This is a genomic window from uncultured Anaerovibrio sp. (assembly GCF_947302755.1).
Lineage (GTDB): Bacteria > Bacillota > Negativicutes > Selenomonadales > Selenomonadaceae > Anaerovibrio.
In genome coordinates this window covers 1-25675 of record NZ_CAMYWM010000024.1, presented here as the reverse complement: position 1 = coordinate 25675, position 25675 = coordinate 1, and the positions used below count along the sequence as shown (strand labels likewise).

Sequence of the window (25675 nt, the reverse complement as noted above, 5' to 3'; positions counted from 1 at the left end):
AGTTTGTTTTCCCCCACCTAAAGAGGTGGGGGACATCTTAAAGCTCGTTATATCATATTTTTTGTAAATAAAATTTAAGAATAATATTAATGTCTGATAATATATTACCATATTTAATAAGTTATTTTCAATATATAAACTTGTTTTATTTCTATTTTTTCTTAATTTTGTTGTATAATACAAAAATCCCGTTGATTACTCGATTTTGACTAATCAACGGGATTTGAACAGCTAAAAATTAATCTGCCCTTCGGGAACACCTCATCCACCGTCTGCGACGGTCCCCCTTCCCCTCCCCTACGGGACTAGCTCATTGCATTCGCGTCGCAAGGGGAAGGCTTTGTTGCCTTTCGGGATTAACCCCTCAGTCAGCCCAAGGGGCTGACAGCCCCCGAGGATGGGGCCAGGGGGTGGAAGGCTTAATTACGCATTACGAATTCCGCATTCCGAATTAACCTAAATTCCGCATTACGCATTCCAAATTAACCGCAAGGGGAAGGCTTAATTACGCATTCCGAATTAACCTCATGGGTGGGGCTGGGGTTATTTTATGTGTTCCCACCACTCATCAAATACCTGTGGTGGTTCATCGTCTATATGGAGGGCCTCGCCAATCATCGGGGTGAGCAGCTTGTAGTCTTGTCCTTGGCTGTATCGGCTTAATTCTCTATATGGCTCCTGCCAGGGATGGCGGGCCAAGGCAAACTTACCTCCATGAGCGGGCAGTAATGCCCTTGCCCCTACCTCCACCGCCGCTTTAGCGGTTTCCTCCGGCAACAGATGAATAGCATGCCAGGCCATGTTATACTGGCCATTTTCACCAAGCATCAGATCAAATCCACCGAACTGGTCGCCAATAGTCTTAAAATGGGGCCCGTAGCCCCCATCACCGCTATAATACACCTTGTGGCCTGGCGTTACAAAGTCAAAGCCACACCACAGGGTAGGATTTGGCGTAAGAAACCGCCCCGAAAAGTGCTGGGATGGCAACACATGAACCGAAAAGTCCTCTGCCAGTTTAATTTCCGTATCCCAGTCCTCTTCATGGAGAATTTGGGGGGCAAAGCCCCATTGTTCAAAATATTCGCCTACTCCGAGTGGGCAGACAATATTTTTAATCTTACTCTTTAAGGACATTACCGTTGGATAATCCAAATGGTCCCAGTGGTCATGGGAAATAGCCAGCACATCAATATCCGGAATATCATCGGCATTATAGACGTTACTGCCCGGAAAGGCTTTATTGATGAAAAACACCGGGGAGGCATAGGAGCTGAACACCGGATCAATTAAAATCCGCCGCCCGCCCAGCTGCATGTAAAAGGATGAATGGCCCATCCACACCACCAAATCCCGCTTAATATCCAGAGCCTTTAAATCTGTTTTATGTGAAAGCATGGGCTCTTGGGGTGACAAAGCTGATTTATCCCCAAAGAGAAACTTGGCCGTAGCCACAAACCGATTTTCCCCACTATCCTCATTCATCACCTGTACCGGTACCAGATTTTGGAACTGGCCATTGACATAATGGGGTGAAGCCTGAATACGGGCTAATCGCTCCCCCTGGGGCAGCCGTCCAAATTCCGGCCGATGAACAAAGCTAAATCCCCCCAGAGAAACCATTCCCACCGTCGCCAGTCCGCCAATAATAAAGTTTCGTCTATTCATGTGCGTTCACCATATACTTACTCTACCTCAATTAATTCATACTGGTCATTGCCCAGCCCCAGCTCCTTCATAGCTGATAACTGTCTTAAGCCTTCCCGGCTCTCAATGCGTTCAATGAGGTCATTTTTGCGGGAATCCTTAAAATTATATACCAGGTCAATGGAGGCCTGGTCAATGGCCAAAATATCCGTTGAGGCCAATATGCCGATATCCGGGATAACCGGTTCCGCTGCACTGGTCCCAGCGCAATCACAATCCACGGACATGCGCCTCATCACGTTTAGGAAGGTGATATTTTTCCCAAAATGGTCGCAAATAGCCTTACCGCTGTCCGCCATAAGCTCCATAAACAGGCCGCCCGTTACCCATTTTCCGTAATCCTGCACACCATGTACCTGCAGCTTTCCCTTTTTGCCTGAAGCACAGCCAATGGCGATATTTTTCAATGAACCGCCAAAGCCGCCCATGGCATGGCCCTTGAAGTGGGTAAGCACCACCAGAGAATCATAATTTGCCAAATGGCTTCCCACGGCCACCTCTTTAAGATGCAGACCATTCTTTACCGGGAAATTCACATCCCCCTCTTCATCGATAATATCCACTGGGCAGAAGGTCCAGCCATTGGTCTGCAGGGTTTCCCGATGCTGCTGGGTGGTAGAACGGGGTCCTCCATAGGCTACATTGGCCTCGATAATGGTACTGTTTGGTATCTGACTCTGGAAGGCTTGTACCATATCCCGTGGCAAAATATTGGGACCATGGGGCTCGCCAGTGTGGAGCTTGATGGCCACCCTGCCGCTTATTTCACTATTTACCTTGGCATACAGCTTCTGAAGGTGCTCTGCATCTATATGCTTGGTAAAATACACCTTTGACTTGCCTGAAGCCTGTACAGCTGCGTTATTGGCATTTGTTGCAGAGGTTGCAGGTAGGTTACCATCCGCGGCCTTCGCTCCACAACCGCTTACAAATCCCGATAACCCGGTAAGACTAACTCCGGCAATGGCCGCACCAGCCATTTTCACAAAATTACGCCGCGTCATATTCGACATAGCATTATCCCTCCTAAGTCTTAAATTCTATACTTCTTCCTATGCAAAAGAATATCATAAACTAAAATCTATTGCTACACCTCACTCGCGCTTGGAATTTCATCTTCCTCGAATTTGATTTTCTAAAGTATATCAGACGGTAGTCACTACCGGTCAAGAAGAAAAGGAGTCATACTTATGTATACGATGGTCCATAGTAATAAGATGCTGTTGCACCACCATCTACCAAAAATGTTGAACCCGTAATAAACTGCGCCCGTTCACTCATTAAAAGCTCTGCTACATCAGCTACTTCATCAGCAGTACCTGGACGGCCTGCCGGGCATTTGGCAAACATATTCTTGTAAAAATCACCACGAGGACCATTGAATTCATCTATGGCCAAAGGCGTAACAATGATTCCAGGCGCAATATCATTGATGCGTGCTCCACGTTCGCCCCAGCGGACAGCTTCATACATCGTGCGCTTTTCATTACAGCGTTTGGCCAACTGATAGGCATGCAAGGTATCCTTTATCTTTTCCGGCTGCAAAAAATCCAACTTTAACAGGTCTTCTGTCGGGATCATCGCCAGTGCCCTGTCCTGTTCAGGCGTGAGTGCTGGCATACGATGCCCGGACTGACTGGATATAATTATCCCCGTGCCGCCCTTAGCGATAACCTTGCCCACTTCTTCCATCAATACTGCCGTTCCATAAAGGTCAACCTGCAAGATCACTTCAATCGGTGCCTGTGATGGCGAAACACCGGCACCACAGACCAATGCTTTTACTTCGCCATATTCCGTTGCTTTTTGCACCATAGACTGAATAGAAGTCCGTGAAGACATATCCATCACAAATGGCTCCACATCAAAGCCTGCCTGATTCATAGTTTTAGCAACCGCCTGTGCATTGTTTTCGTTTTTATCTCCAAGAATAATCTTCTTGCCATAGCCCATGCGACGGGCAATAGCCATCGAAATCTGCCCGGCTCCTGTGACAATCATAACATCTTTGCTCATGTTATCCCCCCTTTTTTAGGCAAGATTTTTCTTTGCCCAGGCAGCCACTTTTGATTCAGAGCCTGCGGCATCTGCCCCCTGTATAGCAATGCCTTCACCGACCACGGCACCATGACAGTACTTTTTCAAAGCAGCAGGAGCCCCGGCAATACCGCTACCCTCGTGGGTCATTAACGGAAATACTTTTTTACCGCTAAAGTCCAACACCTCCAGCTGGGTAAATACGGCACAAGGATAAGTTCCCCACCAGCAAGGACCGGCCACTACGATATTGTCATATTCAGCCACCGAATCCAGCATTTTCACCAATTCAGGACGGGCATCGTTACGCAGCTCCTCTTTGGCTTCAATTGTACACTGGGTATAATCCGTAGAATAGGCTTTTTGCGTCTCTATCTCAAAAATGTCCGCTCCTACGGCTTTTTTTATATATTCTGCACAAACTTCTGTATTGCCCTTTGGCAAATCCACAATACTGCCATTTACATAATTCTGCCCCTTGCGGGAATAATAGATTACTAATGTCTTTGCCATAAATATCACTAAATTCCTTTCGTATACATACCAATTGCCTTACTTACATTACTTATTAGCACCAATCACACCATCTGCTTCTTGGTAATCACAAAATGCTGTTCACGCTCTTTGATAAGCCACTTGCCCTCCTGCTTCACCAGCTTATCCGTATAGCGGATGTAGTTATCAGACACTACATCATGGCCGTTTTCCTCCATCACCAGAGCGGCTCGGCAATAATGAACATCTGTAGCCGTATCACCCTTCACTGCAATTACCTGCTGGCCATTTTGATGGTGTGAGGCCTTAATGCCCCCGGTAAAGGCGCTGAACTGTTTTTCCAGCGTATCCCGCCCATGAATATCCATGGTGAGCTTATCCCCCATATAGACCATAACATGAACGTCCTCGGTAAAATACACCATCTGGGCCGGCACATTGCACTCCAGATTGGCAAAACCGTCAATAACCTCACGAATTGCTTCCTTTGCTTCTAAAATCTCCAATGACATTTTATATTCCCCTTTCATCACATCTGTATTTGCTTTTGTTGATTTCATTATAGCCACTTCTCATAGAAATATCTAATTGTAAGTTTAGATTATCAATTTAATTATTCTATTAAAGTCATTGCAATTTAGAAGTGGGTCCACTATACTGCAAATAGAAGCAAAGGAGGCTTTATCGATGAACACCAAGCAGATGGAATATGTATTGGAACTGGCGCAGGTGCTTAATTTCAACCGTGCAGCCGAAAATCTCTTTATATCCCAGCCCACACTCACCTATCAAATAAAGCTGGTGGAAAAGGAAATTGGCTTTGATATCTTTGAACGTTCTGGAAAAGGCGCTGCTCTCACCCCTGCAGGGGCCCAATTCGTGGGAACACTACGCTCTATATACACTCAACTGACTGCCGCCATTGAACAGGGACAAAATTTTAGTGCCAAATACAAGGAAAGTATTAGCATAACCTTGCCCATACGCTCCGCCATCTATTTTCTTCCCCAAATCATCTCCCAATTCAGCCGCAGCTATCCCGAGGTCTCTATAGTTGCTAACTTTGACTGGAAGGATGGGCAAAACGCTTTTCTGAAGGGAGACCATGACGTGACCTTTGCCATGGAATACACCATGAAACGGGTACCAGACGTTATTTGCCACCATCTGTTTGACAGCAAAATATATCTTATTACGGAGAAAAATGATCCATTAACAAAAAAGTCGCTGGTTTTACCCAGCGACTTAAAAGGTCGTACCCTTATGGTAGGCGGTGGCTCACCCCCTATGTTACGTGCCCTGCAGCAGCGTATGATTCAGGAAATTCACGTGGATTACTTCAACAGCCAAGACCATGATACCACCCTGACCAACGTGGCGGCCCATAGGGGGATATGTCTGGCGCCCGGCTTTCTGAACGATCATAACGGTGAATTTGCCTGGCTGGACTTCGATAGCGAGGTAATCATTCCCTGTGGTGTTTATACCCATAAAAATGACCAGCGGGAATCCCTTCGTGCCTTTATTGAGCTGTTGCAGCATTTCTACCGTGACCAGCCGAATTTTAAGGTTTGAATTACGGCTTTCAGATATTTGGAGCTTGCAAAGTCTATGTTGCCATGCCAAGGAAGGATAACACAGAATCTCAAGCAGGCATTAGCCCTGTCTGCATAAGAATCCCGAAAATATCCGGACAGCCAGTATCCGAAACGAACTGGCTGTTTTTTTATTTGGTAAAAGTTCATGCAACGAACCTTAAACTTTTTTCCAGTAGCCGCATGACCCATAAAATCACCGTCATGTGTTCCTGTACAAGTCCAGCACACGGCTATTTTCCCAGGCTCTGTCACACAGTCCTCCAAGTGCCATTGTACATCGGAAAATGCTGACCGCATCATGTGCACAATCGCCAAATAACCCTTTGGCCCCGTCAGTGGCTCTGGCTGGGTCGGTGCGTAAAAGATGGCATCTGCAGCAATCAGCTTTTTTGCCAAAGCTTCATTCGCTGTATTAATCATCGTTTCAAACTCAATCAGTAATTGTTTTTCCTCGCTGTTATTCATGGTCAATAACTTCCTTTTCAATCATCGTATGTTATATGCTACTTTCTTACTCCCCGTCAGCATAGACCGGTCAGCCTGCAAAAAACCTTCCATAGCCGTCCAGGTTACGGGGAAATTATCGATAAAGGCAGAATGCCATGCTTTAGGGACAATGCAGAGGCTGGCATTCGGGATATACTGCTCGGCCTCCACCATCGTGACCATAGGGGCATGGTCATCTTCATCTCCCGCAATCAGCAATACCGGACACTGAATGGTCTTGAGGAAATCTTCCCCCACTTCCATGTTGCTCCAGAAATTCATATAGCTGGTACAAAATTCCTGATAACGTTCCGGTTCCGGCATGATGTTTTTCTGCTGCTCAATAAACTGTCCATCAATTTTGGCTAAATCCTCCACCTTCATTTCCCCACCGAAAAAGCCTTTTTTCAGGGTACCGGCACCAATGGCAACAACCCTGTCCACCCGCTCAGGGTACATGGATGCCACTTTATAAGCCGTGTAGGCACCATCGCTAAAGCCCAACAGTATTGCAGGTTTATCCGTAACGGCTTTCATCACCGCCAGCATATCCTCAGCCTTTTGCTCATAGGTCAGCGGAGAGTGACCAATTTCTGAACGACCATGACCACGGGTAGACACGGCTATTACCTGGCAGTTTTGACGCAGCTTATCGATAAGCTGCCCCATTTCATAAGGAGTGCCTACGCCACCACCATGAAAGACAAAAACAGGCTTCCCCTCGCCATAAACTTCATAATAAATCTTTGCATCGCCGGCCTGTACATAATGACCGGCTTTTTCATTGTTGCCATAAGGCGTATTGCTTTCATAATTTCCCGGCTGCTGCATAAAATAATGCAAAGGTGCTGCCGCAGCTTCAATTATTGTGCCAAAGGTCAGGGCCGCCCCCAACATCATAGAGGCAAATCCTGTGGTGATTTTTTTCCAGTTCATGATTTTCCCTCCAATTTCCATACATTTATTCTGGTAACAGACAAATTTTCTCCTTACATCATAAGCTGTTTACCCGACTGCGGTATCTTTGCAATACTTCTTCACCGTTATCATCCAGCAAACGCTGCAGCTTGTCAATCAGTAACTCTTTGTCTTCCGGCAGACGCCCATTTAGGCGAATCGGCATGGTCACATGTTCTGCCCGAAAAATCGTGGGAATATCGAGGCAACGAATAAATTCCTGCATTTCGGCAATGCGTTCCGTTTCCGTAGCTTCCTCATATTTGCCGGCTGCAACATCCCGGGACAGGGGCGTATCCGGGAACAAGGTCAGCTCCGAGGCGTAAATCATGGCTGGTTTCAGCTGATTGTAGACCTTGGCGGTTTCCCTTGCATGGGAAAGGCCCCAGTTATGGCCGCCAAGGCCACCCAGGAAATTGCCAATCCAGGGCATGCCTGCCGCATCCATCTTCCTGCACTCTTGCAGCACCAGGTCAGCATGATAGCCCTTATTCATGCGGTCCAGCAGCTTGTCATCACCACTTTCCACACCGAAGTAGAAATAGCCATAGCCACGGTCAGCCAGTTCCTTAAGCTGCTCCACAGTCTTGTTCCGCAGATTGTCCACCCGGGCATAGCCGCCAATGGTTTTTACCTGAGGCAGATAGCGGTTAATCAAATCTGCAATGTGGAGCAAATCTTCAGTCTTGCGGATAAAGGGGTCAGCCCCTTGCAGATAGATGCGGTCAAACGCCCAGCCGGACTGGGCAAGTTCCTTAATGTCTTCTTCGATTTCTTCCATAGGTGAAATCGCAAAGGGACTGTCCTTATAGAACGTGCAGAACTCGCAGCTGCCATGACTGCAGCCAGAAGTAATCTGCAAAAAGCCATCAGCGGCTTCATAAGGGGGACGATTTATTCCACTGGAAAAATGCATACTTACAAAACATCTCCTCAAAAAACTTATCTTTCGTGAAAGAACTCAATGATTTCCCCGGCTTTGCCTTGAACAAAGGCAATCCGCAAGGCGTAGGGATTTTCGCTGGGCACTACAATATCCGTGGGCATCATGGTAACGGGCAGGTCTTCTTTGGCACAGGCAGCCACGCACTCATCCACTTTGTCCGTGGCCAGGGCGATATGGTCAACCTGGCCCGGACGGCGACCCGGTTCTGCATCAGCAAACAGCTCAATGATGCCATGGCCCGTGTCCAACATGCTGCCTGCCTGGTCGCCTTCTCCCCAGGTACGCAAATGCTTCATGCCCAAAACCTCACAGTAAAACGCAATCACGCTGTCCATTTCTGCCTTGCCACAGCAACGCAGGGCAGCATGATGAAGACCTGTAATCAAACTCATCCTAAAATCCTCCCAAATTACTCAATTACAATACTGCGGCCCGGCTTCATCGGTTTCTCTTTGGGGTACTCCCCCTCATGAAATCCCAGGGTTACAAAAGCCTTAGCCTCCATGTTTTCCGGCACCCCCCAGGCTGCCAAAAGCTCTTTGCCTTCGTGGAGCTTGAACGTATCTTCTGCTCGGGACACAATGCAGGAATCCACGCCTAAGGAATAGGCTTCCAGCACCATGTTTTCCACCATGCAAAACGCATCGGCCACATTAAACAGAAAATCCTTTTGGACAAAGACGATGCAAACGGTGGGGGCACCGTAAAAGCCATTCTGAATGGTGGGGTCATCAATAACAGAAGGCTGCTCCTTCGACACATGACCGCCGATAAGCTGGCTACGGTCAAAGGCTTGGAAATTTAACCGGCCAAGTTTAGCCGTCAGTTCAGCGTTATGCAGCGTGACAATCATGCTGCGTTGGCCACCGCCGGCATTGGGAGCGTAAAGACCCGCCTCCACAATCTTATCCACCATCTCCCGAGGTACCTGGGTAGGCTGATATTTGCGTATGGAACGCCGTCCCTTCATCATATCCAGTAAATCCATGCTCTTACCTCTTTAGTCAATTTCTTTCCAGCACTGAGGGTCGGCAGCGTAGAAGTCACCGCCGCTGGTGCTGCTGGCTACAGCCGGGCAGCCACGGCACCAGGCCTTCAGTTCACATTTGCTGCATTTCCGGAACTTGTTATAGTCCCGATACGCCTCAAACTCGTTTGTCCAAAGGTCTGCCAATCTCTTTTCAAAAATATTGCCCACCCGGCTATTCTGCACCCGGCGGCAGGCATAGACATCTCCCGTGGGGAGAATGGTAAGATGGCCATTGCCGCAGTTGCAGCCGCCATAAATCATCTCCGGCTCAGCATCCTCTGGAATCTGAAACCTGCCCAGTTCATAATCGTAAAGGGTCCACAGATGGTCTTTGCGATTGAAATAGGTATCACAGCCAGTCGCCTCATAGTTCTGGAAAATTTTATCGCAATCTTCCAATAATTTTCGGTAACGCTTCGGGTTGATGCTGTTCTCCTTTTCCTCACTGGTGGGACAGTAGCGGGCAAAGGCGTAAACTTTGGCTCCTGCTGCCACCACAGCATCAATGATGGCCGGAACTTCATCTATATTTTTACCGGAAACAGTGGTCATGATGATGGAGCGGATACCCGCTTTATTCAGCATAGCCACCTTTTCCAAGGTAATTTTGTAAGAACCAGGCTTACGAAACCAATCATGGGTTTCCTCTATCCCGTCAATCGACAGCTGATAACGCAAACAGCCACATTCATGCAGCCGCTGGCAGACTTCATCGGTCAGATGGAAGGGATTGCCCATAATTGTAAAGGGAATCGCTTCCGCCTTGAACATGTCCAGCAATGTCCAAAACTCGGGATGCAGGATTGGGTCGCCACCTGTCAGATAGAAGTAAGGCTGACGGCCAAAGGTCTCGCAAAAGTCCCGGCAGTTTTCCAGCACAGCCTCCATCTGAGTCCGTGTCATACTGTCGATACATTTGCCGTTATTTTCCGCAAAGATATAGCAATGTTTGCACCTCTGGTCACATGTATCTGTAATGTGCCACTGAAAGGAAAAATACGGTTTCATTTGGCCGTCCTCCATACCTCACACAAAAATCTTACTTGTCGCCAGTACCGCATGCGGAACCGCAGGCAGTGGGCAGCACCTTGTCACCGGAACCACAAGCCGAGCCGCAAGCTGCGGAAACCACTTTGTCACCGGAGCCGCAAGCCGAACCACAGGCGGAGTTTGCCAAAACTCCTGCTGCGTTCTGATTCCATGCTGCCAAATTCGTAAGTGCCATAATACATCTTCCTTTCCAAAATATACTTGGGATTTCTGCTTACAGGTATATCTTAACAAGTATAAATTACCTTGTGAAATGTTATTATCGCATTATTTATGCACAAACCGTATCAATATATGTTATCATAATATATCACTACTAATTCATGATGAGGTGCGCGATATTATGAATACTCAACAACTAGAATGCTTTACCACCTTGGCCAAGACCTTGAACTACGCCAAGACAGCCGAGCAGCTATCCATGTCACAGCCAGCGGTCTCTCGCCAGATTCAAAGTCTGGAAACAGAACTCAATACAAGGCTATTTAATCGTACTACACGGTCTGTCAGTCTAACACCAGTGGGCTTTCAATTTTTAGACGATGCTCAGCAGATGCTGTCGCTCTATTACCATTCTCTCGAATGGATTTCCACCTTTCACCAGCAAAAGCGCACCATTCTGCGCATTGGTTATGCTGATTCCCATGCCAATTGCTTAATTAGCAAAATTCTTGGCCCGCTTCTGGCAGAAAATAGTAATATTGTTCCAGAGCTTACTCTTGACCAAACTGATGCCAATTTACACCGTCTGGCAACCAGTCAATTGGATTTGGTCATTGGAATGAAGGATGCCAAATTCAGTGCCGAAAATATCACCTTTCAAAAGCTCTGTGACGATTCCTTCATCTGTGTGATGAATAAACAGCATCCTTTAGCCCTGAAATGCAAAAAGAGACGTCAAAAAAGCGTCTCCTCTGCGGATTTCTGGCCCTATCGCCAGATTATTGACATTCCACCATACTTGCTAAAACACGTTTTTTCCCGTGGACATCATCTCGTACCAGTCAATGATGAACTGGACAACATCATCTGTGCCACCACCAGCGAAGCATATAATCTTGCCCTGGCGGGAGCCGGCTTTTCCCTAATCCCTAGCCACCTGGCACCGCCCCACAAGGAGCTTGTCTTTCTTCCATGGGAAGAATCCCCCCATGCTCCCATGGGTATCTACTACCAGCAGCAAGCAGCCATGGACAAGAATTCAGCCATTTACCAGTTCATCAGTACATCCAAGAAATGTATCACAGTAAGGAGCTCTCCATCTTAATCAGCCAGCAAGGTCTTACCCAATTCATAAGACGCCGCACATTGCTTAGGGAACATCTCCTCACGATAAGCAGCTTTAGCCTGCGGGTCGAATATCGAGGACTCATATTTGGCATAGTCGCTAAACTGTGTCGTATTATACGCATATAGCGTCTTGGTTTCTGCTTGCAGGATTTTGCTGGTGTTACCATTACGCCGTGGGCTGCCATTTATGGCAATTACTTTTTTCATCATTCAAGTCCTCCTATTATTATACACAATTAGCGATACAAATATTTCTTCTCCAGCTTTGCCAGGGTTCCGTCCATTTTCAGTTCTGCCAGAACAAAGTTGATGTAGTTCAAAAACTCTTGGTCACCTTTTTGCATGAGTATACCACAGGAATGACGGGTGAAGGGTGCATTCATCAGCGGAGCCGCCAATTTGTCATTCAATTCGATATAACGGGCCGCCTCCACGGTTTCCGTTATCATGATATCGGCGTTGCCCTCTGCCACCTGCCGGGGAATATCGGCATTTTCCTGATGAACAATCAGCTTGGCCTGTTTCAGGTTCGCATGGGCAAATTTTTCATTGGTACCGCCGGGATTAATCATGACGCGCACCTCCGGCCTGTCAATATCGGCAAGGCTTTGATATTTCTTGGCGTCGCTTTTTCGGCACAAAATTGTTTTGCCAAAAGCACCCTCGCCGTACGCATCCGACATGGCCATGGTCTTGGCTCTGGCATAGTTTCTGGAGATACCGCACAGGGCAATATCGAACTTCCCGGCCAACGTATCTGCAGTAAGTGTTGGCCAGCTCGTAGGCACATACTCGATATTCACGCCCAAAGAGTCGGCAATCAGCTGCGATAGTTCGGCATCGATGCCTTCATAAGCACCTATCCGGGGATTTAGATAAGACATTGGAATATAATCACCAGTTGTACCGATACGGATAGTGCCTCTGGCGGCAATGTCTTCCAAATGTCCCGCATAAACCGTTCCCACGGTCAGCAGCATCAGCGTTACCCAACAAAGAAAAACACGAATCTTTCTGTTCATAAAATCATTCCTTTCTCACTAATAATTTTCTCACAATATTGCTATTCGCTCTATTGCATGTTTTTCCCTGTAAAATTATCCAAAAAATTTCGCAAAGCAATACAAAACATCCGTACATCAAAATGGCAGAATGGACTCGGCAACAGCTGCCGTGTCCATTCTGCCAAGAGGCATTCATATTACACTGTACGTCCCTCTATAGGACTGCTTGTATGCTAAATTTGGCAGAACCCATTGCTGCGAACGCCATCATACCCTGAAAAACATTCTGTTCATTCGCTATTCCTCCCGTTAATTTTTTTCGCTCACATTTACGGGAACGCAATCTCTGCGCTTCCAAAATCTCCTATATGTCCATGATCCTCACCGTGAAAGGCTTGTGCGGCATTGCCGAAGACTTTTACTCCCTGAAGAATACCTTTTTCCCCTCGAAGTATGTCGCCGTAGGCTTTGCCTCATGTATCTCTTTCACCGGGCAAGTCAGCACATCCTTATCCACCAAAAGGAAATCGGCATATTTGCCTGCCTTGATGCTGCCCCTTTCATTCTCAAGGAACATCTGTTTTGCGCAGTTGATGGTCATGGCGGTGAGGGCCTGTTCACGGGGCACCAGTTCCTCCGTCCAAATGGGTTATATGCTGTCACTACCAAGGCCAAAGCAGGGCTTGGCGTTATTGTCAGAGCGTTTATTGTCAGTTCGTCACTGCTCTGTCTTTTCGATGAATTGCTTTTGTCATACCCTGCTAATAATTTTCCGGCTCAAAAAGAAGCCTTGCGAGATGAATCCCCTGCTTGCCGCCTAGATTTAAGCCACGAATACAGTAGTGGCAATAAGCTGCAACTTTATCCGTGGAAATACGCGAGCAATGCTCCTCCATCAACCGTCTTTTTTCTTCCTCGGTATGTTCCCCGAACAATCCCTTTGCCCCCTCTACGAAGCGTTTTGGGGCAAGCTTGGCGTTGCGCGGCGGTTGCGGTTGGTAGAGAGAATAGCCGCAAAACCTGGTGTGCTCATGGTTTTCGGCAAACTCCACGATATTGATGTTCATACGCCGCATAAGCTCGCGCACGGCCTCCTGCTCGGCACGGTTCTCCTTGGAACGCCAGCAGTCCTGCACGGTCATCCTTTCGCCATGATAGTTGGGATAAGGAAAGCTGTTATCCTCCAAAATCAATTCCCAAATGGACTGGCGCCGGATTTCTGGATGGCGCTCCTCAAAAATCGCCGAGCAGTTATGGCAAATGGAAACCATCCTACTGCCTGCCGGGAAATCCTCATAATGCGTGACGGATTTCCATTCCTCCCGATACCATTCCGGCATCCGGCCTTCAAACTCCTGCACCTTGTACTTCGCTACACAACAGCGAAGGACTGGCAAAGAAAACCTGTCCCTCACATAGGCCTGTACTTTACGGCTAAGCTCCGGCTCACCTTCGGTAAAAACACAGCCTGCCACGAAAAACCCCTTTTCCATATTGTCCTCCTTATCAAATAACAAAAGCCTGAACGCCAGACTGTATCTGACGCATCTGGACAATGTTGCCCATGCCGCACTTACCCGCCATACACTAAAGGGCAGCCTGGCTGAACAATACCTACTCCTACTCACATTTTATTTTGGATCCCAACTATATCTTACTGACCTATTTCTCTGGCAATATATTTTCCCGTAATACTATCCTTGCTTTCTGCTACCAATTCCGGGGTGCCACAGGCCACTATACGGCCGCCTTTTTCGCCACCTTCGGGCCCCATATCAATCAGGTAATCCCCATTTATGATAACATCCAAATCATGCTCGATGACAATCACGGTCGCACCGGCCCCCACCAAACGGTCAAATACCTGTAGAAGAACCTGTACATCCAATGGATGCAACCCAATTGTCGGCTCATCAAAGATAAAGACCGAATCCTCCTGTGAGCGGCCCATCTCACTGGCAAGCTTCAAGCGTTGGGCTTCACCGCCGGAGAGGGCAGGTGTATCTTCACCCAAGGTCAAATAGCCCAGCCCTAAGTTGTTCAAGGTCGACAGCTTCCCATATATCTTTTTTTGATGAGCAAAGAGAGGCAGTGCCTCCTTTACGGTAAGAGAAAGTATTTCCGGCAAAGTATAGCCACGCTCTACGCCATCTGTCCGCCAGGTGATTTCCTTGACGGCATCGCTATATCGTTGACCGTTACAGTCTGGGCAAGTAATGGTCACATCAGGCAAGAACTGTACATCAAGGGAAATTTGGCCAGTTCCATCACAAGTCGGACAACGGAGCTTACCCGTATTATAGGAAAAGGCCCCTGCCTTCCATTTTTTCTCTTTGGCCATGTCAGTACCGGCATAGAGCTTGCGTAATTCATCGAGCACACCACTGTACGTCGCCACTGTGGAACGGATGTTAATACCGATAGGCGAGGCATCAATCAGATTAGCTCGGCGTATGCCTTCAGCGTTTATGGTCCTGACCTGTGGCGGTAGCTTGTGGCCTTCGGCATTTGCCGCCAGTGCAGGCATCAGGCATTCGAGCACCATAGTGGTCTTGCCCGAACCAGATACACCAGTAACCACCGTCAATCTCCCCTTGGGTATGTCCACCTGCAAAGGTTTTACCGTATGCAGGGAATTCGTTTCCAAATGAATCGTACCAAGGGAGAACATCTCATCCATGGACGCACACTGCCGCAAATTGCGATTTGCCCCACCCCGCATAAAAGGTGCAATCTTAGATACCTTGCTCTTTACTGCCGCCTGAATTTCTCCGGTAAACAACAAATTACCGCCCTCACTGCCAGCCAGTGGGCCAAGCTCAATCAAATAATCGGCATGCTGCAACACATGTACATCATGGTCGACCAAGACTACGGAATTTCCGTCACACAGCAAGCTGTCAATCACATCCAAAAGCCCTTCGATATTGGCCGGATGCAGGCCGATACTCGGCTCATCGAGTACATAAAGCACCCCTGTGGTTTCATTGCGCACCGCTCTGGCCAGCTGCACGCGCTGGCGCTCACCGGTTGACAATGTGCTGCTGGCACGATCAAGGGACAAATACCCCAAGCCTAGCTCCTTCAACCTACGAGCATTATCCAAAAATGATTCGCTGATGCTTTCGGCCATAGGGCGCATTTCCTGGGGCAGGGTATCCGGCACCGCCTTTACCCAGGGAATCAATTCATCCAAGGTCATGGCCGTGGCCTCGGCCAGATTTTTTCCAGCCAATTTTGTTGAACGCACCTTCGCCGACAACCGCGTGCCCTGACATTTCGGGCAGGCAGACTCATGCAGAAATTTTTCGACCCTCTTCATGCCCTTTTCGTCCTTGACCTTCGCCAGCGCATTTTCCACCGTATAAACTGCATTGTAATAGGTAAAATCCATTTCCGCAGCTACATTAGTCTTCTCATTGACATAGAGGATATGTTTTTTCTCGGCGGGACCATGAAAGACAATATCTTTTTCAGCCGGTGTCAAGTCACGGAAGGGTACATCAATCCGCACACCCATTTCTTTAGCAATATCCTTCATCAACGACCACATAAGCGTCTGCCACGGAGCCACTGCTCCTTCTGCAATAGACAGACTTTCGTCCGGCACAAGACTGGCCTCATCAACCGTACGTACAATCCCTGTTCCTGAGCAATGGGGACAGGCCCCTTCTGAGTTAAAGGCCATCGCCTCAGCACCTGGGCCATAAAACTCCTCGCCACACACCGGACATTTAGTGGGCAACATTAACGCCACATCCATATTAGGTGGGCAAAGATGTCCATTAGGACAGGTATGATTGCCCAAACGGGAGAACAACAGGCGCAGACTGTTCAATAGTTCTGAAGCCGTACCAAAGGTACTGCGCACTCCGGGAATCCCCGGCCGCTGATGGAGAGCCAGCGCCGCCGGTACATGACGAATTTCTTCCACATCGGCTTTGCCGGCCTGCGTGATGCGGCGACGCGTATAAGTAGACAGTGCCTCCAGATAACGACGTGAACCCTCCGCGTACAAGGTGCCAAGCGCCAAAGAGGATTTCCCCGAGCCAGATACCCCGGCAATAGCCACCAACTTCCCCAAGGGGATATCCACATCAATATTTTTCAGATTATGTACGCGAGCACCCCTAACTATGATATTTTTAGGGTGTTCCTTATTGTCCATTTACAGCCCTCCACTTTTACAGCATCTCAACCACAACCAGGTACTTTCAAGCTTAATCAGCTAGCAAGGCCTTGCCCAATTCATAAGCCGCCGCACATTGCTTAGGGAACATCTCATCACGATAAGCAGCTTTAGCCTTCGGGTCGAATATCGAGGACTCATATTTGGCATAGTCGCTAAACTGTGTTGTATTATACGCATATAGCGTCTTGGTTTCCGCTTGCAGGATTTTGCTGGCAAAACCTTCATGAACAGCAAATTTTTCCCGCATACCAAACTGTTTAACATGTTCCTCGGTCATATTCATGGTGTAAATAAACGCATTTGGTAACGACTTTGGAAAAACGGTTGGGATTTCATTGCTGTAAATGTAATTGGAAAACAGCAGCCTCTCGATAAATGCACTCATTCCAGAAGAAAGATTCATAAAATAAACGGGTACGCCCATAATCAAAGCATCTGCTTCCTTAATGCACTCGATAATTGGCGTTAAATCATCCTTCATTGCGCAGGTACCATGCTCCTTGTCCTTGCGTTTGCAATAAAAGCAGCTGATACAGCCTTTGAAGTTCAGACTATAAAGATTGATCAGCTCGGTTTCCGCACCAGCTTCCTGCGCTCCTTTTAAGGCCTGGTGCAATAGCTCTGCCGTGTTACCATTACGCCGTGGACTACCATTAATGGCAATTACTTTTTTCATCATTCAAGCCCTCCTATTTTCATACACAAATACCTGGGTATCCTTTTCGACACCAACTAAAAATTACATGCTATGCTAAAAAATAGCCTGACAAAGTCACACACCTTGTCAGGCCACTATGGGAATTCGAATAACTTCAGTGAGACTCTATAGCTCCCACTGACTTACTATCATTTTACAAGCCCTTGGCAAAATCTCTGATTTCATTCAATTTTGCTTCGGATTTGTTTTCCTCACCTGCAGCGGTAAGAATACCAGCTACTTCAATCTTGGCATAGGCCATATAATCCTTAAACTGGGCAATGGAGCCATCGTGAGTTCCCGGGGAACCGGAGGAAAGCATCAGCACGCATTTCTTGGCCTTTTGTGGCTTGCCGATGCAATATACCCGCTGAATGGCTGCCTGCATCTGGGCCGTCATGGTGAAATAATACACTGGGGAAGCGAAAACAATCAGGTCTGCCTCTTTATAGGCCGGCAGCAGCTTCTCAAAATCATCCTTCTGAATGCAATTTCCCTCACCCTTGGTGTGGCAGTACTCACAGCCCATACAGCCACCGATTTTCATCTTGCCTACATGGTATTCTTCTACCTGATGGCCTGCTGCCTCAGCCCCCTCGCGAAAGGCCTGTACCATGGCTGCTGTGTTCATTTTTCTTGGACTGCCGTTAAAAATTGCAATTTTCATTTAAAGTACCTCCTAAACATAATACACACCACTAACACACTCTTTTTAGCCTTTACCGCTTTAAGCCACTATCCTCATAGGCAAAGGCCGAGCCTACACCGAAGTGAATAATCCACTCCGGACGTTCCTCAATAGGAATCCAATAGCCATAGGCCTTGCCAAAGGCTCCCTCGTAGGTAATTGCCACCGTCTCCTTGCTGTCAGCCGCCTTATTGCACAAGCAGCCCTTGTGCTGCTCCGGCTTACCAATAGAGGAGCATTTGATCCCCGGCTTTAAGCCAAATTCCGCTGCTTTTTTATTTACAGCAATGATTTCTCTGTCCTTCTTAATCACCATAACTGCTTCGGGAAAACCATTCCACATTACATGAAAGGCCTTAATTAATTCTTCATCATTCATCATCTTATTAACTCTCCTTATGCCTTATTAAATTTATCTTTGCCCTGCTTACAAACAGGACATTTCCAATCAGCAGGCAAATCCTCAAAGGCCGTCCCTGCCGGGATGCCGTGTTCCGGATCACCTACAGATGGGTCGTAAACGGCCCCACATATTGAACACACATATTTACCAGTAGCCTGCTGCTCCCCATAATTCATTTCTGGTGGGATAGGCGCAGGCATATTAGTCAGGTCAACGATTTTTTTATTATCCAGATTTTCATAACCTAATGGTGTATGGGTTGACAGGTACACTGTTTGGTGATTTTCAATAAAGGCACGAACCTTATTCAAGGTATCCCTAGCCGCCACCTTGTCCTCAGTAGCTACGGACAGCTTGTTGCAGTACAGTGCTTCGTCAGTATAGGTCACATCACCGTGGATGATATAATGAAGGCCCTCATTCTCAACGATAATAATGCTATTGCCCGTAGTATGCCCCGGCGCAAAAACATAATATACACCATCGGCAATTTTTTGGCATTTATCGAAGTTCTCATAAGCACCATCGGTAAAGTCCACCCGAACTACATTATCTCCCTTTAGTTCCATGGCATCTGCCTCGATACGGGAAATAAAAATTTTGGCATTAGGAAAACTGCGAAGCTCGCCGGTATGGTCTGGATGCTTGTGGGTAATGAGGATTTTAGTAACCTGTTCCTTTTTATACCCCAACTTGGATAGGGCCGTCACATAATCATCAATTCTTGAGCCAAGGTAGATTGGTGCATTCAAATCCACCGCCATATCCGGTTGCTCCAAAGGCATTCCGGTATCCACCAAAATCACTTCATCTCCAGTGTCAATGAGGAAATTCTGTAAGGTACTGCGATATTTCACATCCTTGTCAAACTTGTCCTCGCCCTCCTCCAGCCCCATTGCAAAGGGCTGGGTCATGAAGCCATTCTCATAAAGTTTTACTGCCTTGATTTCCATGCGTTCACTACTCCCTTCAATTGCTATACACACATACTAAAAAAATTCACTTTATGATATTACTACGCCTTTTCCAACCCAAAATAAACATTGCTGTTCCACAACTCACAGCTTCAGAAAAAGAAGACCTCACTTCTATAATATTAGCAGTGTTTTATGACCTATATGTGAACTTTTCAAATAAGATTTTGGAATATTAGTTTATAACGCCATTGTTCAAATTTTTCTTCTTTAGAAGAAAAATCTTCCAATTAGCGTTTCAACGAGGTGGGAGATATGCTCACCACCTGTTGAAGTTTGTTTTCACCCCCACCTAAAGAGGAGGGGGACATCTTCACCTCGTTATAATTCCGAAAAATCCATATCGATAGCCACCTGCAACGCGTAATCAGAAAATTCCCGTTGAACTTGTCCTAACAATGATTTTTTCCCGGGAGTTTTCTTCGCCCATCTTCACTACTGCATCTCCATTCATCTCACTAATATTCTACTTGACATTCCAAACAGGATCAAAGGAGAATCTCCGGCTCCAGTCGGTCATTTTTAAAGGCTTCTATAAAGCCCTTCATAAATTCCTTTACCTCTGAGCTTGTTACAGAAATAGCCTGCTTTGGGCAACGATTGATACAGCCGTAGCATCCAATACAAGCTTCAAGATTAAAGGTTTTATTCTCTATATCTATAGCATCCGCTGGACAATTACGAACGCATGTCTTGCATTTAATGCAAGCATCCGAAATCTTCTTCCCTCTGAATTCTATCGGGAAGCAGTATGGCTCTTTGTTTTGTTCCCTAAACTCAATATATTTATTAAACTGCTCTGATGATGACCAATTCGTAACCGGCTGGTTATGAAGTTCATAATCTCCAGCCAATATTTTTTCATAGGCCTTACACCCAAAATCCACCATTATTGCCTCATCCTTTGCATCAGGACGGCCGGAACCACATTCCGGTGCCATGGTATGCTGTGCCACAAAGGCCCCCAAGGCACAAACGCGAAAGCCACTATTTTCTGCTCTCTCTTTCATTTCGTTAAGAGCTACACCATAATATGCATTACCAAAGGATATAACCCCGATAAACGGTGTTTCATTTCCTTTCAAACACCCAAATAATTCCTCTGCTTTTGTAAAAAGCATACCGGCAGACAATGAGCCATAAATTACCAAATCATCTTTATCAAAGACATACTGTTGTTTTCTTGCTGCAGAAGGTAAAAGATTATAGTTCTTTACCGGTATCCCCTGTATTCCCGAAGCTACCTTGCGGACGATTTTTTCTGTAGAGCCACTGGGGCTAAAGTGTACAATATGGATACATTTGATTTTGTTTTCGCTCATAATGACTCTCCTTCACTTTTGAAAAACTTGTGGCGAATCGTACTTTGTACCATCCAATTCTAGTTACTATCCTAGCTAACTAATATATTATATATCACAAACATGACCTCAATATGACCTTTAGTTGTTTTCTTACAATCTTCGTATACAAAATTTTATTCTGAAGATATAAGTGGCAAACTACTTTTGCTACTATCAAGAGGCAAAAGCACAATCATCTCTGTCCCCTTGCCTGGCTGGCTTTGGCAAGAAATCTGTCCCCCCAGCAGCTCAAGAATACGCTTGACGATAGAAAGTCCCAATCCATGACCCTTCTCCTGATGTGATTCATCACATTGATAAAACCGCTCAAAAATATGGGCCTGCTTATCCTCAGGAATGCCAATACCCTCATCCCCAATGCGTACACATACATAATTAGGTGTAGACTCGCCCGTAACATGAATTGTACTTCCCTTTACCGAATACTTAATTGCATTGTCGATAAGGTTTAACCATACCTGCTTAGTCATATCCGAATCACTTTTAACATGCATGGCAGGCAAATCCATAGCAAAGGAAATTTCCTTGTCTTCCCAACGGTCAGCCAGTAGAATTACACACTGCCTTATCTGTTCATCTACGTCAATGTCCTCATGATGCATGACAATGGCCTGAGCATCCAGCCGGGATAGCCGCAGAAGATTTTCTGCCAATCTGGACAGACGCAAGGCCTCCTCATGCACTAAGGATGTGTACTCACGTCGTTCCTCCTCTGACAAGCCATTCTCCAACAGAATTTCGGAAAACCCTACAATAGAGGCTAACGGCGTTTTAAATTCATGAGAAACGCTACCCGTAAAGCCTTTTTGCATGTGGTCAATGCTTTGCAGCTCCTTGGCCATACGATTGAAATTATCAATGAGCATATAGCCTTCCTCTATACCAATAAATCTACCAGGCTTCGGCACCTGCACATCGAAATCACCTTTAGAAATGCGTTCGGCAGCTTGTACTACAGCTTGAGCGGGACTTATATAACATCCGGTTTCCCAAGCCAATAGTAATGCGCTGGAAATTAGCGTAAACAGACTGCAAATGATTAATGCCACTGGTAACTCCAGCTCCAGGCCTACAACCTCGTCCAAAAAATACACAAATATACTGGATACCCCACAACAAAAAGCCAGGGTCAGCAAGGTGGACAAGCTGTGATAAAGACGAAGAGGCAAAATGATTTTTCCATTTTCTGCATTTTTTCGCCATAAACTCATAGGGACTACTCCTTAAACACCGCTTTATACCCCAGTCCACGAACCGTTTCAATAACAAAATCAGGATGATCAGTAAACCGATGACGCAATTTTTTGATGTGGGCATCCACATTACGACTATCCGTTTCCTTGTCTACGCCCCAAATCTCATCCAAAAGCTCCTGACGAGTAAATATCCTGCCCGGCTGATTTAGCAATTTAAACAACAGATAAAACTCCTTAGGTGGCAAAATATCCACCTGTTCTCCTGTCTGTACCGTCAATGAACTATAATCCAGCACAGTACCACGAATTGTTAAGTGTTTTTCACTCATTAGTTGGGCCCGGCGTAACAATGCCTCCACCCTCAGTAAAAGCTCCCGCAGCTTGATAGGCTTTACCATATAATCATCTGTGCCAGCCCGAAAGCCCTTTTCCATATCCTCCATCTGCCCTTTAGCTGTAATAATAAGAATAGGCAAGGTCATCTTTGCCCCCCGCAGGGCAGAGGTTAGCTCCAAGCCATCCATTCGGGGCATCATAACATCACTGATAATCAAATCAATGTGCTCCTTCTCTATAATATCCAAGGCCTCCTGGCCATCAAAGGCTGGAAAGACCTGATACTGGGCCTGCTTTAGCTTGGTGCATATCATACGATTGAGATTTTTATCATCCTCAGCCACTAATATAGAAAACATATACCGCCCTCCACCACATTGAAAATACTTTTGATTAGAATTATAATCACCGTATGTGACTTCAATATGACTTTTCCTATCCAATTTTTCTAACAAATTCGTGACATACTGCCATTTATCCTGCATGAAAAAATATTTACCCCCACGCTAACGGATGCTAAGTCTCCCTCCTCTTAGGTGAGGGAAAAACACCCGTAAGCTCTGGATTAATTCGGCTGCATTCAGTGGCGTATAAAGCTCCCACTGAATAAGTCTCATTTAATAAATCGCCATTTTTGCGCAATAGGGTTATAATAGGAGCAATGATATGTGTAAATAATAGGAGAATTGCCTTATGTATTCAGTGAATTATCAAAAAAATTTTATTACTGTGGCGGATTTTAAAGGAAAATACCAGAACCGGGAAAAGTTTCTGGCCTACTGTAAGGAATGCCCCAGATACGACAATACCTGGTCCTGCCCGCCCCTTGCCTTTGATGTAAACGAATACTTGGATAAGTATACCTATGTCTATGTGGTCTGTGCCAAAATAACCCTAAAGGAGCAAATCATTCGTGAAGCAGATACACCAGACAAGGTAAAGGATATGGGCTGGAAAATTTTATGTGAGGTAAAAGCAAAGCTGGAGGAACAGCTCCGCGGCATGGAAGAATTAGTGCCGGACAGCATCTCCCTGTCCTCCGGAGGCTGCAATAATTGTGAGGTATGCACCAGAAGGGAAGGTATTCCCTGCCGCCTGCCCGACAAAATGCGCTATTCCATGGATGCCTTTGGCTTCGACCTTACAGCTATTACCAAGGACCTGTTTGATATTGATATTCAGTGGTGCAAAGATAGTCTGCCAAAATATTTTACCCTAATCCACGGTCTGCTGACTAAAAATGCTGTAGCTGAAGAGCTGTGGTTTTTGCCTAATAAATAACTTTGTTTATTGTAGTGAATCCAAAGGATGCAGATGAGCTTTCCCCTTGGCAATCATACGTAGTACACTGGCCAGCTTTTCAAATTCAATATTGACCGTTCAACTCCAATAAAATGAGTTTTCCTTAAATAAAAGGAATTGTCATAAATAAAAACTCCTTTGCCGCTTGAACGTAATGCGACAAAGGAGCTGCTGATTCCTGCTAGTATTTATATTCCATAACATTATCAGCAGGGAATCACCAAACCATTTTCCTTGGCTATTTCCCTTACTCTTTCCACAGTAAGATCATTATCTTCTGCAATATCCGACAGCACCTGATTATCTATCGGCAGATTACGCCTTATATAACGGTTCAGGGTTTTTATTGTAGTCTTAATGCGTCCCTGCTCTATGCCTTTTCTCTCAATGCCTTCACTTAAATTGCACATTTCACTCACGCCCCTTTCCAATTCAGGAGTTATCTCAATATCAAATTCATCGGTTAATATCTGCCGCTTTTCCTGTTTGGTGAGGTAGTTGTCCACCATCATCATATTTAAGAGCCGCAGCAGGCCGGTAAGCTCTGTGTACTTCTTGTTGCCCAGGCAAATCATCACCACATTTAGAAGGTCATAATGATGACGGTCAGCTTGGACACTGCCCACAATATTTTTTTCTGTCATGTGGTAGCTGGTAATACTATATTCTGTCTTTTGCGTAGGATTTACGCACACCCAGATAGAATACACCTTCTGTATCTTACCATAGCCGGATTTTACAAACACCGTGCCATACTGGCTGGAAATCAAACGACTGCAATAGTATACGCCCCGTTTCAGCAAGGGATAGCCAGGATTATAGTCGTTTTGTGCCTCAAGGTTTATGATGAGCTTGATTTCGTCGCCCGTGTCCGGTGCGGTCACCGTAAAGCGGATATCAAAGGTCACTGTGGATTCGCTCTCGTTCTTGTCTTCATTCTGCAAGGCTTCAATGCGCGTCACTTCGCCCTGCGGATTGACCAGTACCGCGCCAACTTCCGGCTTTCCATGAATGTAGCGAATAATCTCTTTTATCGGCGTGTCCTTAAATTCCTCCACACAGGTTTTCATAATATAGGCGGCAATGCCCTGCTCGGATAATACATCTCGACAGGCAGCGTCGTATAATTTCTTGATTTTATCGTTATAATCCATGTCTTGCCTCCACTTATTATCCTTATTTTACAGGATATACACCGATAATTCAATATTGACCAGTCAAATTGAACGTCCAACGACAATAAAAAAGGTGACTGAATATCCAGCCACCAGTTTTTTGCTTCTTTATTTACCAGATTTCCTTCATCCAATTCCGGTAATTTTCTCCCATGAATTTTATTACCAGATCCAGCATGCCATATATTTCGTCTCCAAGGGTTTCAAAATCCTTTTCCTTCTGGCCTGGAGTTGTCAGGCATACATCCATGAGCAGGGCACCGTTGCTGTCAAAAAACAGCTTGAAGGGCTTGTAATTCGTATTCTGGGTGTTGGCCATATTTAAAACCTTAGTCTCATTTTCCTTTGTCCGTGCATTATTTAATACCAGCACCCGTATTACGGAAAAGGCTGTATCATCCAAAATTACCAATGTAGGAAGCTGCTGGCCCTCCACCACTATATTAGAGCGGAACACTACTGTATTATGCTCATCCTCAGGCAGCTCCTCCACCTTAAATACCTTAATCTCCTTCTCATCAAGATACTTTTTAAAAACTTTTGCTTTGGTATTCATAAAAAACTCCTTTGTAAATAATTTTTCCAATTATACATTCGACTAAAATTACTTTTATCCTTTTTCAAAAAAATCCGCCTGTCAATTTTTTGACCGACAAGCGGATTTTTCACTGTTCTTTTTACATATTGTTCAACATCAGATGACCTTTTAGAAGGTATAAACTGTGCTTATGCTGCCCATTACGCCCTG

The 25675-nt window shown here is 46.0% G+C and carries 29 protein-coding genes and 1 pseudogene; 3 read left to right on the top strand and 27 right to left on the bottom strand.

Annotated features, from left to right (window positions below):
- Positions 1–543 precede the first annotated feature (543 nt).
- From Q0Y54_RS04170 to Q0Y54_RS04150, 5 genes are all read right to left on the bottom strand, one after another.
- Complete coding sequence (locus Q0Y54_RS04170; protein WP_297964588.1) at positions 544–1668, bottom strand: MBL fold metallo-hydrolase; 1125 nt, start codon at positions 1666–1668, stop codon at positions 544–546.
- A 17-nt stretch (positions 1669–1685) separates the two neighbouring features.
- Complete coding sequence (locus tag Q0Y54_RS04165) at positions 1686–2720, bottom strand: DUF362 domain-containing protein (RefSeq protein WP_297964586.1); 1035 nt, start codon at positions 2718–2720, stop codon at positions 1686–1688.
- Between the two features lie 175 nt (positions 2721–2895).
- The gene (locus Q0Y54_RS04160) at positions 2896–3723 is read right to left on the bottom strand and encodes an SDR family oxidoreductase (RefSeq protein WP_297964584.1); all 828 of its coding nucleotides are present in this window, start codon (positions 3721–3723) and stop codon (positions 2896–2898) included.
- Between the two features lie 15 nt (positions 3724–3738).
- Complete coding sequence (locus Q0Y54_RS04155; protein WP_297964582.1) at positions 3739–4257, bottom strand: flavodoxin; 519 nt, start codon at positions 4255–4257, stop codon at positions 3739–3741.
- Positions 4258–4322: 65 nt separating this feature from the next.
- A complete protein-coding gene (locus tag Q0Y54_RS04150) occupies positions 4323–4751 on the bottom strand; it encodes a nuclear transport factor 2 family protein (protein ID WP_297964580.1) in 429 nt (142 codons plus the stop codon).
- 175 nt (positions 4752–4926) lie between these two features.
- On the opposite strand from Q0Y54_RS04150, the gene Q0Y54_RS04145 reads away from it, so the two are divergent.
- A complete protein-coding gene (locus tag Q0Y54_RS04145) occupies positions 4927–5814 on the top strand; it encodes a LysR family transcriptional regulator (RefSeq protein ID WP_297964578.1) in 888 nt (295 codons plus the stop codon).
- On the opposite strand, the gene Q0Y54_RS04140 is transcribed toward Q0Y54_RS04145, so the two are convergent.
- Genes Q0Y54_RS04140 through Q0Y54_RS04110 form a run of 7 tightly spaced genes read right to left on the bottom strand, consistent with a single transcriptional unit; the run spans position 5784 to position 10481 of the window.
- Positions 5784–6302, bottom strand: a complete 519-nt coding sequence (locus Q0Y54_RS04140) for an ester cyclase (RefSeq protein ID WP_297964577.1) — start codon at positions 6300–6302, stop codon at positions 5784–5786. The genes Q0Y54_RS04145 and Q0Y54_RS04140 overlap by 31 nt on opposite strands.
- 21 nt (positions 6303–6323) lie before the next feature.
- Positions 6324–7259, bottom strand: coding sequence for an alpha/beta fold hydrolase (locus Q0Y54_RS04135; protein ID WP_297964575.1), 936 nt, complete (start codon positions 7257–7259; stop codon positions 6324–6326).
- A gap of 58 nt (positions 7260–7317) precedes the next feature.
- A complete protein-coding gene (locus Q0Y54_RS04130) occupies positions 7318–8196 on the bottom strand; it encodes a radical SAM protein (RefSeq protein WP_297964573.1) in 879 nt (292 codons plus the stop codon).
- Between the two features lie 26 nt (positions 8197–8222).
- Positions 8223–8618 (bottom strand): VOC family protein, encoded by a 396-nt coding sequence (locus Q0Y54_RS04125; RefSeq protein ID WP_297964571.1) that lies wholly within the window; start codon positions 8616–8618, stop codon positions 8223–8225.
- Positions 8619–8635: 17 nt separating this feature from the next.
- Positions 8636–9214, bottom strand: a complete 579-nt coding sequence (locus tag Q0Y54_RS04120; protein WP_297964569.1) for a nitroreductase family protein — start codon at positions 9212–9214, stop codon at positions 8636–8638.
- A 12-nt stretch (positions 9215–9226) separates the two neighbouring features.
- Complete coding sequence (gene acgM, locus Q0Y54_RS04115) at positions 9227–10264, bottom strand: radical SAM/SPASM domain protein, ACGX system (RefSeq protein WP_297964567.1); 1038 nt, start codon at positions 10262–10264, stop codon at positions 9227–9229.
- A gap of 31 nt (positions 10265–10295) precedes the next feature.
- Positions 10296–10481, bottom strand: a complete 186-nt coding sequence (locus Q0Y54_RS04110; protein ID WP_297964565.1) for a hypothetical protein — start codon at positions 10479–10481, stop codon at positions 10296–10298.
- A 168-nt stretch (positions 10482–10649) separates the two neighbouring features.
- On the opposite strand from Q0Y54_RS04110, the gene Q0Y54_RS04105 reads away from it, so the two are divergent.
- On the top strand, positions 10650–11573 hold the full coding sequence (locus tag Q0Y54_RS04105; RefSeq protein WP_297964563.1) for a LysR family transcriptional regulator: 924 nt from the start codon (positions 10650–10652) through the stop codon (positions 11571–11573).
- Here Q0Y54_RS04105 and Q0Y54_RS04100 read toward each other — a convergent pair.
- The 13 genes and pseudogenes from Q0Y54_RS04100 to Q0Y54_RS04040 form a co-directional block, all read right to left on the bottom strand.
- The gene (locus tag Q0Y54_RS04100; protein WP_297964561.1) at positions 11570–11806 is read right to left on the bottom strand and encodes a hypothetical protein; all 237 of its coding nucleotides are present in this window, start codon (positions 11804–11806) and stop codon (positions 11570–11572) included. The genes Q0Y54_RS04105 and Q0Y54_RS04100 overlap by 4 nt on opposite strands.
- 26 nt (positions 11807–11832) lie before the next feature.
- Complete coding sequence (locus Q0Y54_RS04095; RefSeq protein ID WP_297964559.1) at positions 11833–12618, bottom strand: transporter substrate-binding domain-containing protein; 786 nt, start codon at positions 12616–12618, stop codon at positions 11833–11835.
- 400 nt (positions 12619–13018) lie between these two features.
- A complete protein-coding gene (locus Q0Y54_RS04090) occupies positions 13019–13231 on the bottom strand; it encodes an amidohydrolase family protein (RefSeq protein ID WP_366072251.1) in 213 nt (70 codons plus the stop codon).
- Positions 13232–13361: 130 nt separating this feature from the next.
- Complete coding sequence (locus Q0Y54_RS04085) at positions 13362–14228, bottom strand: hypothetical protein (RefSeq protein ID WP_297964555.1); 867 nt, start codon at positions 14226–14228, stop codon at positions 13362–13364.
- 26 nt (positions 14229–14254) lie between these two features.
- A complete protein-coding gene (locus tag Q0Y54_RS04080) occupies positions 14255–16768 on the bottom strand; it encodes an excinuclease ABC subunit UvrA (RefSeq protein ID WP_297964553.1) in 2514 nt (837 codons plus the stop codon).
- Positions 16769–16820: 52 nt separating this feature from the next.
- Entirely contained in the window at positions 16821–17471 is a 651-nt protein-coding gene (locus Q0Y54_RS04075) for a flavodoxin family protein (protein ID WP_297964551.1), read from the bottom strand.
- Positions 17472–17643: 172 nt separating this feature from the next.
- Positions 17644–18156: a flavodoxin family protein gene (locus Q0Y54_RS04070; protein WP_297964549.1), complete on the bottom strand. Its 513-nt coding sequence runs from the start codon at positions 18154–18156 to the stop codon at positions 17644–17646.
- 52 nt (positions 18157–18208) lie between these two features.
- Positions 18209–18559 (bottom strand): hypothetical protein, encoded by a 351-nt coding sequence (locus tag Q0Y54_RS04065; protein ID WP_297964547.1) that lies wholly within the window; start codon positions 18557–18559, stop codon positions 18209–18211.
- A gap of 14 nt (positions 18560–18573) precedes the next feature.
- Positions 18574–18756 (bottom strand): rubredoxin, encoded by a 183-nt coding sequence (locus Q0Y54_RS04060; protein ID WP_297964590.1) that lies wholly within the window; start codon positions 18754–18756, stop codon positions 18574–18576.
- Between the two features lie 96 nt (positions 18757–18852).
- Positions 18853–19476, bottom strand: a pseudogene (locus tag Q0Y54_RS04055) (MBL fold metallo-hydrolase); the annotation flags it as partial.
- A gap of 566 nt (positions 19477–20042) precedes the next feature.
- Positions 20043–20876 (bottom strand): 4Fe-4S binding protein, encoded by an 834-nt coding sequence (locus Q0Y54_RS04050; protein WP_297964545.1) that lies wholly within the window; start codon positions 20874–20876, stop codon positions 20043–20045.
- 155 nt (positions 20877–21031) lie between these two features.
- On the bottom strand, positions 21032–22129 hold the full coding sequence (locus Q0Y54_RS04045) for an ATP-binding protein (RefSeq protein ID WP_297964543.1): 1098 nt from the start codon (positions 22127–22129) through the stop codon (positions 21032–21034).
- Between the two features lie 5 nt (positions 22130–22134).
- On the bottom strand, positions 22135–22809 hold the full coding sequence (locus Q0Y54_RS04040) for a response regulator transcription factor (RefSeq protein WP_297964541.1): 675 nt from the start codon (positions 22807–22809) through the stop codon (positions 22135–22137).
- A gap of 334 nt (positions 22810–23143) precedes the next feature.
- Between Q0Y54_RS04040 and Q0Y54_RS04035 the strand changes: the two genes are divergently transcribed.
- Positions 23144–23731 carry a DUF2284 domain-containing protein gene (locus Q0Y54_RS04035; protein ID WP_297964539.1) on the top strand — a complete coding sequence of 196 codons (588 nt, stop codon included), beginning with the start codon at positions 23144–23146 and terminating at the stop codon, positions 23729–23731.
- Positions 23732–23958: 227 nt separating this feature from the next.
- On the opposite strand, the gene Q0Y54_RS04030 is transcribed toward Q0Y54_RS04035, so the two are convergent.
- The gene (locus Q0Y54_RS04030; RefSeq protein ID WP_297964536.1) at positions 23959–24906 is read right to left on the bottom strand and encodes a PD-(D/E)XK nuclease family transposase; all 948 of its coding nucleotides are present in this window, start codon (positions 24904–24906) and stop codon (positions 23959–23961) included.
- 133 nt (positions 24907–25039) lie between these two features.
- The gene (locus Q0Y54_RS04025; protein WP_297964534.1) at positions 25040–25483 is read right to left on the bottom strand and encodes a hypothetical protein; all 444 of its coding nucleotides are present in this window, start codon (positions 25481–25483) and stop codon (positions 25040–25042) included.
- Positions 25484–25675: the final 192 nt, after the last annotated feature.

Bases quoted from the DNA above. Each gene is read 5' to 3' on its own strand.
- Q0Y54_RS04170 (WP_297964588.1), bottom strand. From the start codon at position 1,668: ATGAATAGACGAAACTTTATTATTGGCGGACTGGCGACGGTGGGAATG.
- Q0Y54_RS04165 (WP_297964586.1), bottom strand. From the start codon at position 2,720: ATGTCGAATATGACGCGGCGTAATTTTGTGAAAATGGCTGGTGCGGCC.
- Q0Y54_RS04160 (WP_297964584.1), bottom strand. From the start codon at position 3,723: ATGAGCAAAGATGTTATGATTGTCACAGGAGCCGGGCAGATTTCGATG.
- Q0Y54_RS04155 (WP_297964582.1), bottom strand. From the start codon at position 4,257: ATGGCAAAGACATTAGTAATCTATTATTCCCGCAAGGGGCAGAATTAT.
- Q0Y54_RS04150 (WP_297964580.1), bottom strand. From the start codon at position 4,751: ATGTCATTGGAGATTTTAGAAGCAAAGGAAGCAATTCGTGAGGTTATT.
- Q0Y54_RS04145 (WP_297964578.1), top strand. From the start codon at position 4,927: ATGAACACCAAGCAGATGGAATATGTATTGGAACTGGCGCAGGTGCTT.
- Q0Y54_RS04140 (WP_297964577.1), bottom strand. From the start codon at position 6,302: ATGAATAACAGCGAGGAAAAACAATTACTGATTGAGTTTGAAACGATG.
- Q0Y54_RS04135 (WP_297964575.1), bottom strand. From the start codon at position 7,259: ATGAACTGGAAAAAAATCACCACAGGATTTGCCTCTATGATGTTGGGG.
- Q0Y54_RS04130 (WP_297964573.1), bottom strand. From the start codon at position 8,196: ATGCATTTTTCCAGTGGAATAAATCGTCCCCCTTATGAAGCCGCTGAT.
- Q0Y54_RS04125 (WP_297964571.1), bottom strand. From the start codon at position 8,618: ATGAGTTTGATTACAGGTCTTCATCATGCTGCCCTGCGTTGCTGTGGC.
- Q0Y54_RS04120 (WP_297964569.1), bottom strand. From the start codon at position 9,214: ATGGATTTACTGGATATGATGAAGGGACGGCGTTCCATACGCAAATAT.
- acgM (WP_297964567.1), bottom strand. From the start codon at position 10,264: ATGAAACCGTATTTTTCCTTTCAGTGGCACATTACAGATACATGTGAC.
- Q0Y54_RS04110 (WP_297964565.1), bottom strand. From the start codon at position 10,481: ATGGCACTTACGAATTTGGCAGCATGGAATCAGAACGCAGCAGGAGTT.
- Q0Y54_RS04105 (WP_297964563.1), top strand. From the start codon at position 10,650: ATGAATACTCAACAACTAGAATGCTTTACCACCTTGGCCAAGACCTTG.
- Q0Y54_RS04100 (WP_297964561.1), bottom strand. From the start codon at position 11,806: ATGATGAAAAAAGTAATTGCCATAAATGGCAGCCCACGGCGTAATGGT.
- Q0Y54_RS04095 (WP_297964559.1), bottom strand. From the start codon at position 12,618: ATGAACAGAAAGATTCGTGTTTTTCTTTGTTGGGTAACGCTGATGCTG.
- Q0Y54_RS04080 (WP_297964553.1), bottom strand. From the start codon at position 16,768: ATGGACAATAAGGAACACCCTAAAAATATCATAGTTAGGGGTGCTCGC.
- Q0Y54_RS04075 (WP_297964551.1), bottom strand. From the start codon at position 17,471: ATGATGAAAAAAGTAATTGCCATTAATGGTAGTCCACGGCGTAATGGT.
- Q0Y54_RS04070 (WP_297964549.1), bottom strand. From the start codon at position 18,156: ATGAAAATTGCAATTTTTAACGGCAGTCCAAGAAAAATGAACACAGCA.
- Q0Y54_RS04065 (WP_297964547.1), bottom strand. From the start codon at position 18,559: ATGATGAATGATGAAGAATTAATTAAGGCCTTTCATGTAATGTGGAAT.
- Q0Y54_RS04060 (WP_297964590.1), bottom strand. From the start codon at position 18,756: ATGAATTATGGGGAGCAGCAGGCTACTGGTAAATATGTGTGTTCAATA.
- Q0Y54_RS04050 (WP_297964545.1), bottom strand. From the start codon at position 20,876: ATGAGCGAAAACAAAATCAAATGTATCCATATTGTACACTTTAGCCCC.
- Q0Y54_RS04045 (WP_297964543.1), bottom strand. From the start codon at position 22,129: ATGAGTTTATGGCGAAAAAATGCAGAAAATGGAAAAATCATTTTGCCT.
- Q0Y54_RS04040 (WP_297964541.1), bottom strand. From the start codon at position 22,809: ATGTTTTCTATATTAGTGGCTGAGGATGATAAAAATCTCAATCGTATG.
- Q0Y54_RS04035 (WP_297964539.1), top strand. From the start codon at position 23,144: ATGTATTCAGTGAATTATCAAAAAAATTTTATTACTGTGGCGGATTTT.
- Q0Y54_RS04030 (WP_297964536.1), bottom strand. From the start codon at position 24,906: ATGGATTATAACGATAAAATCAAGAAATTATACGACGCTGCCTGTCGA.
- Q0Y54_RS04025 (WP_297964534.1), bottom strand. From the start codon at position 25,483: ATGAATACCAAAGCAAAAGTTTTTAAAAAGTATCTTGATGAGAAGGAG.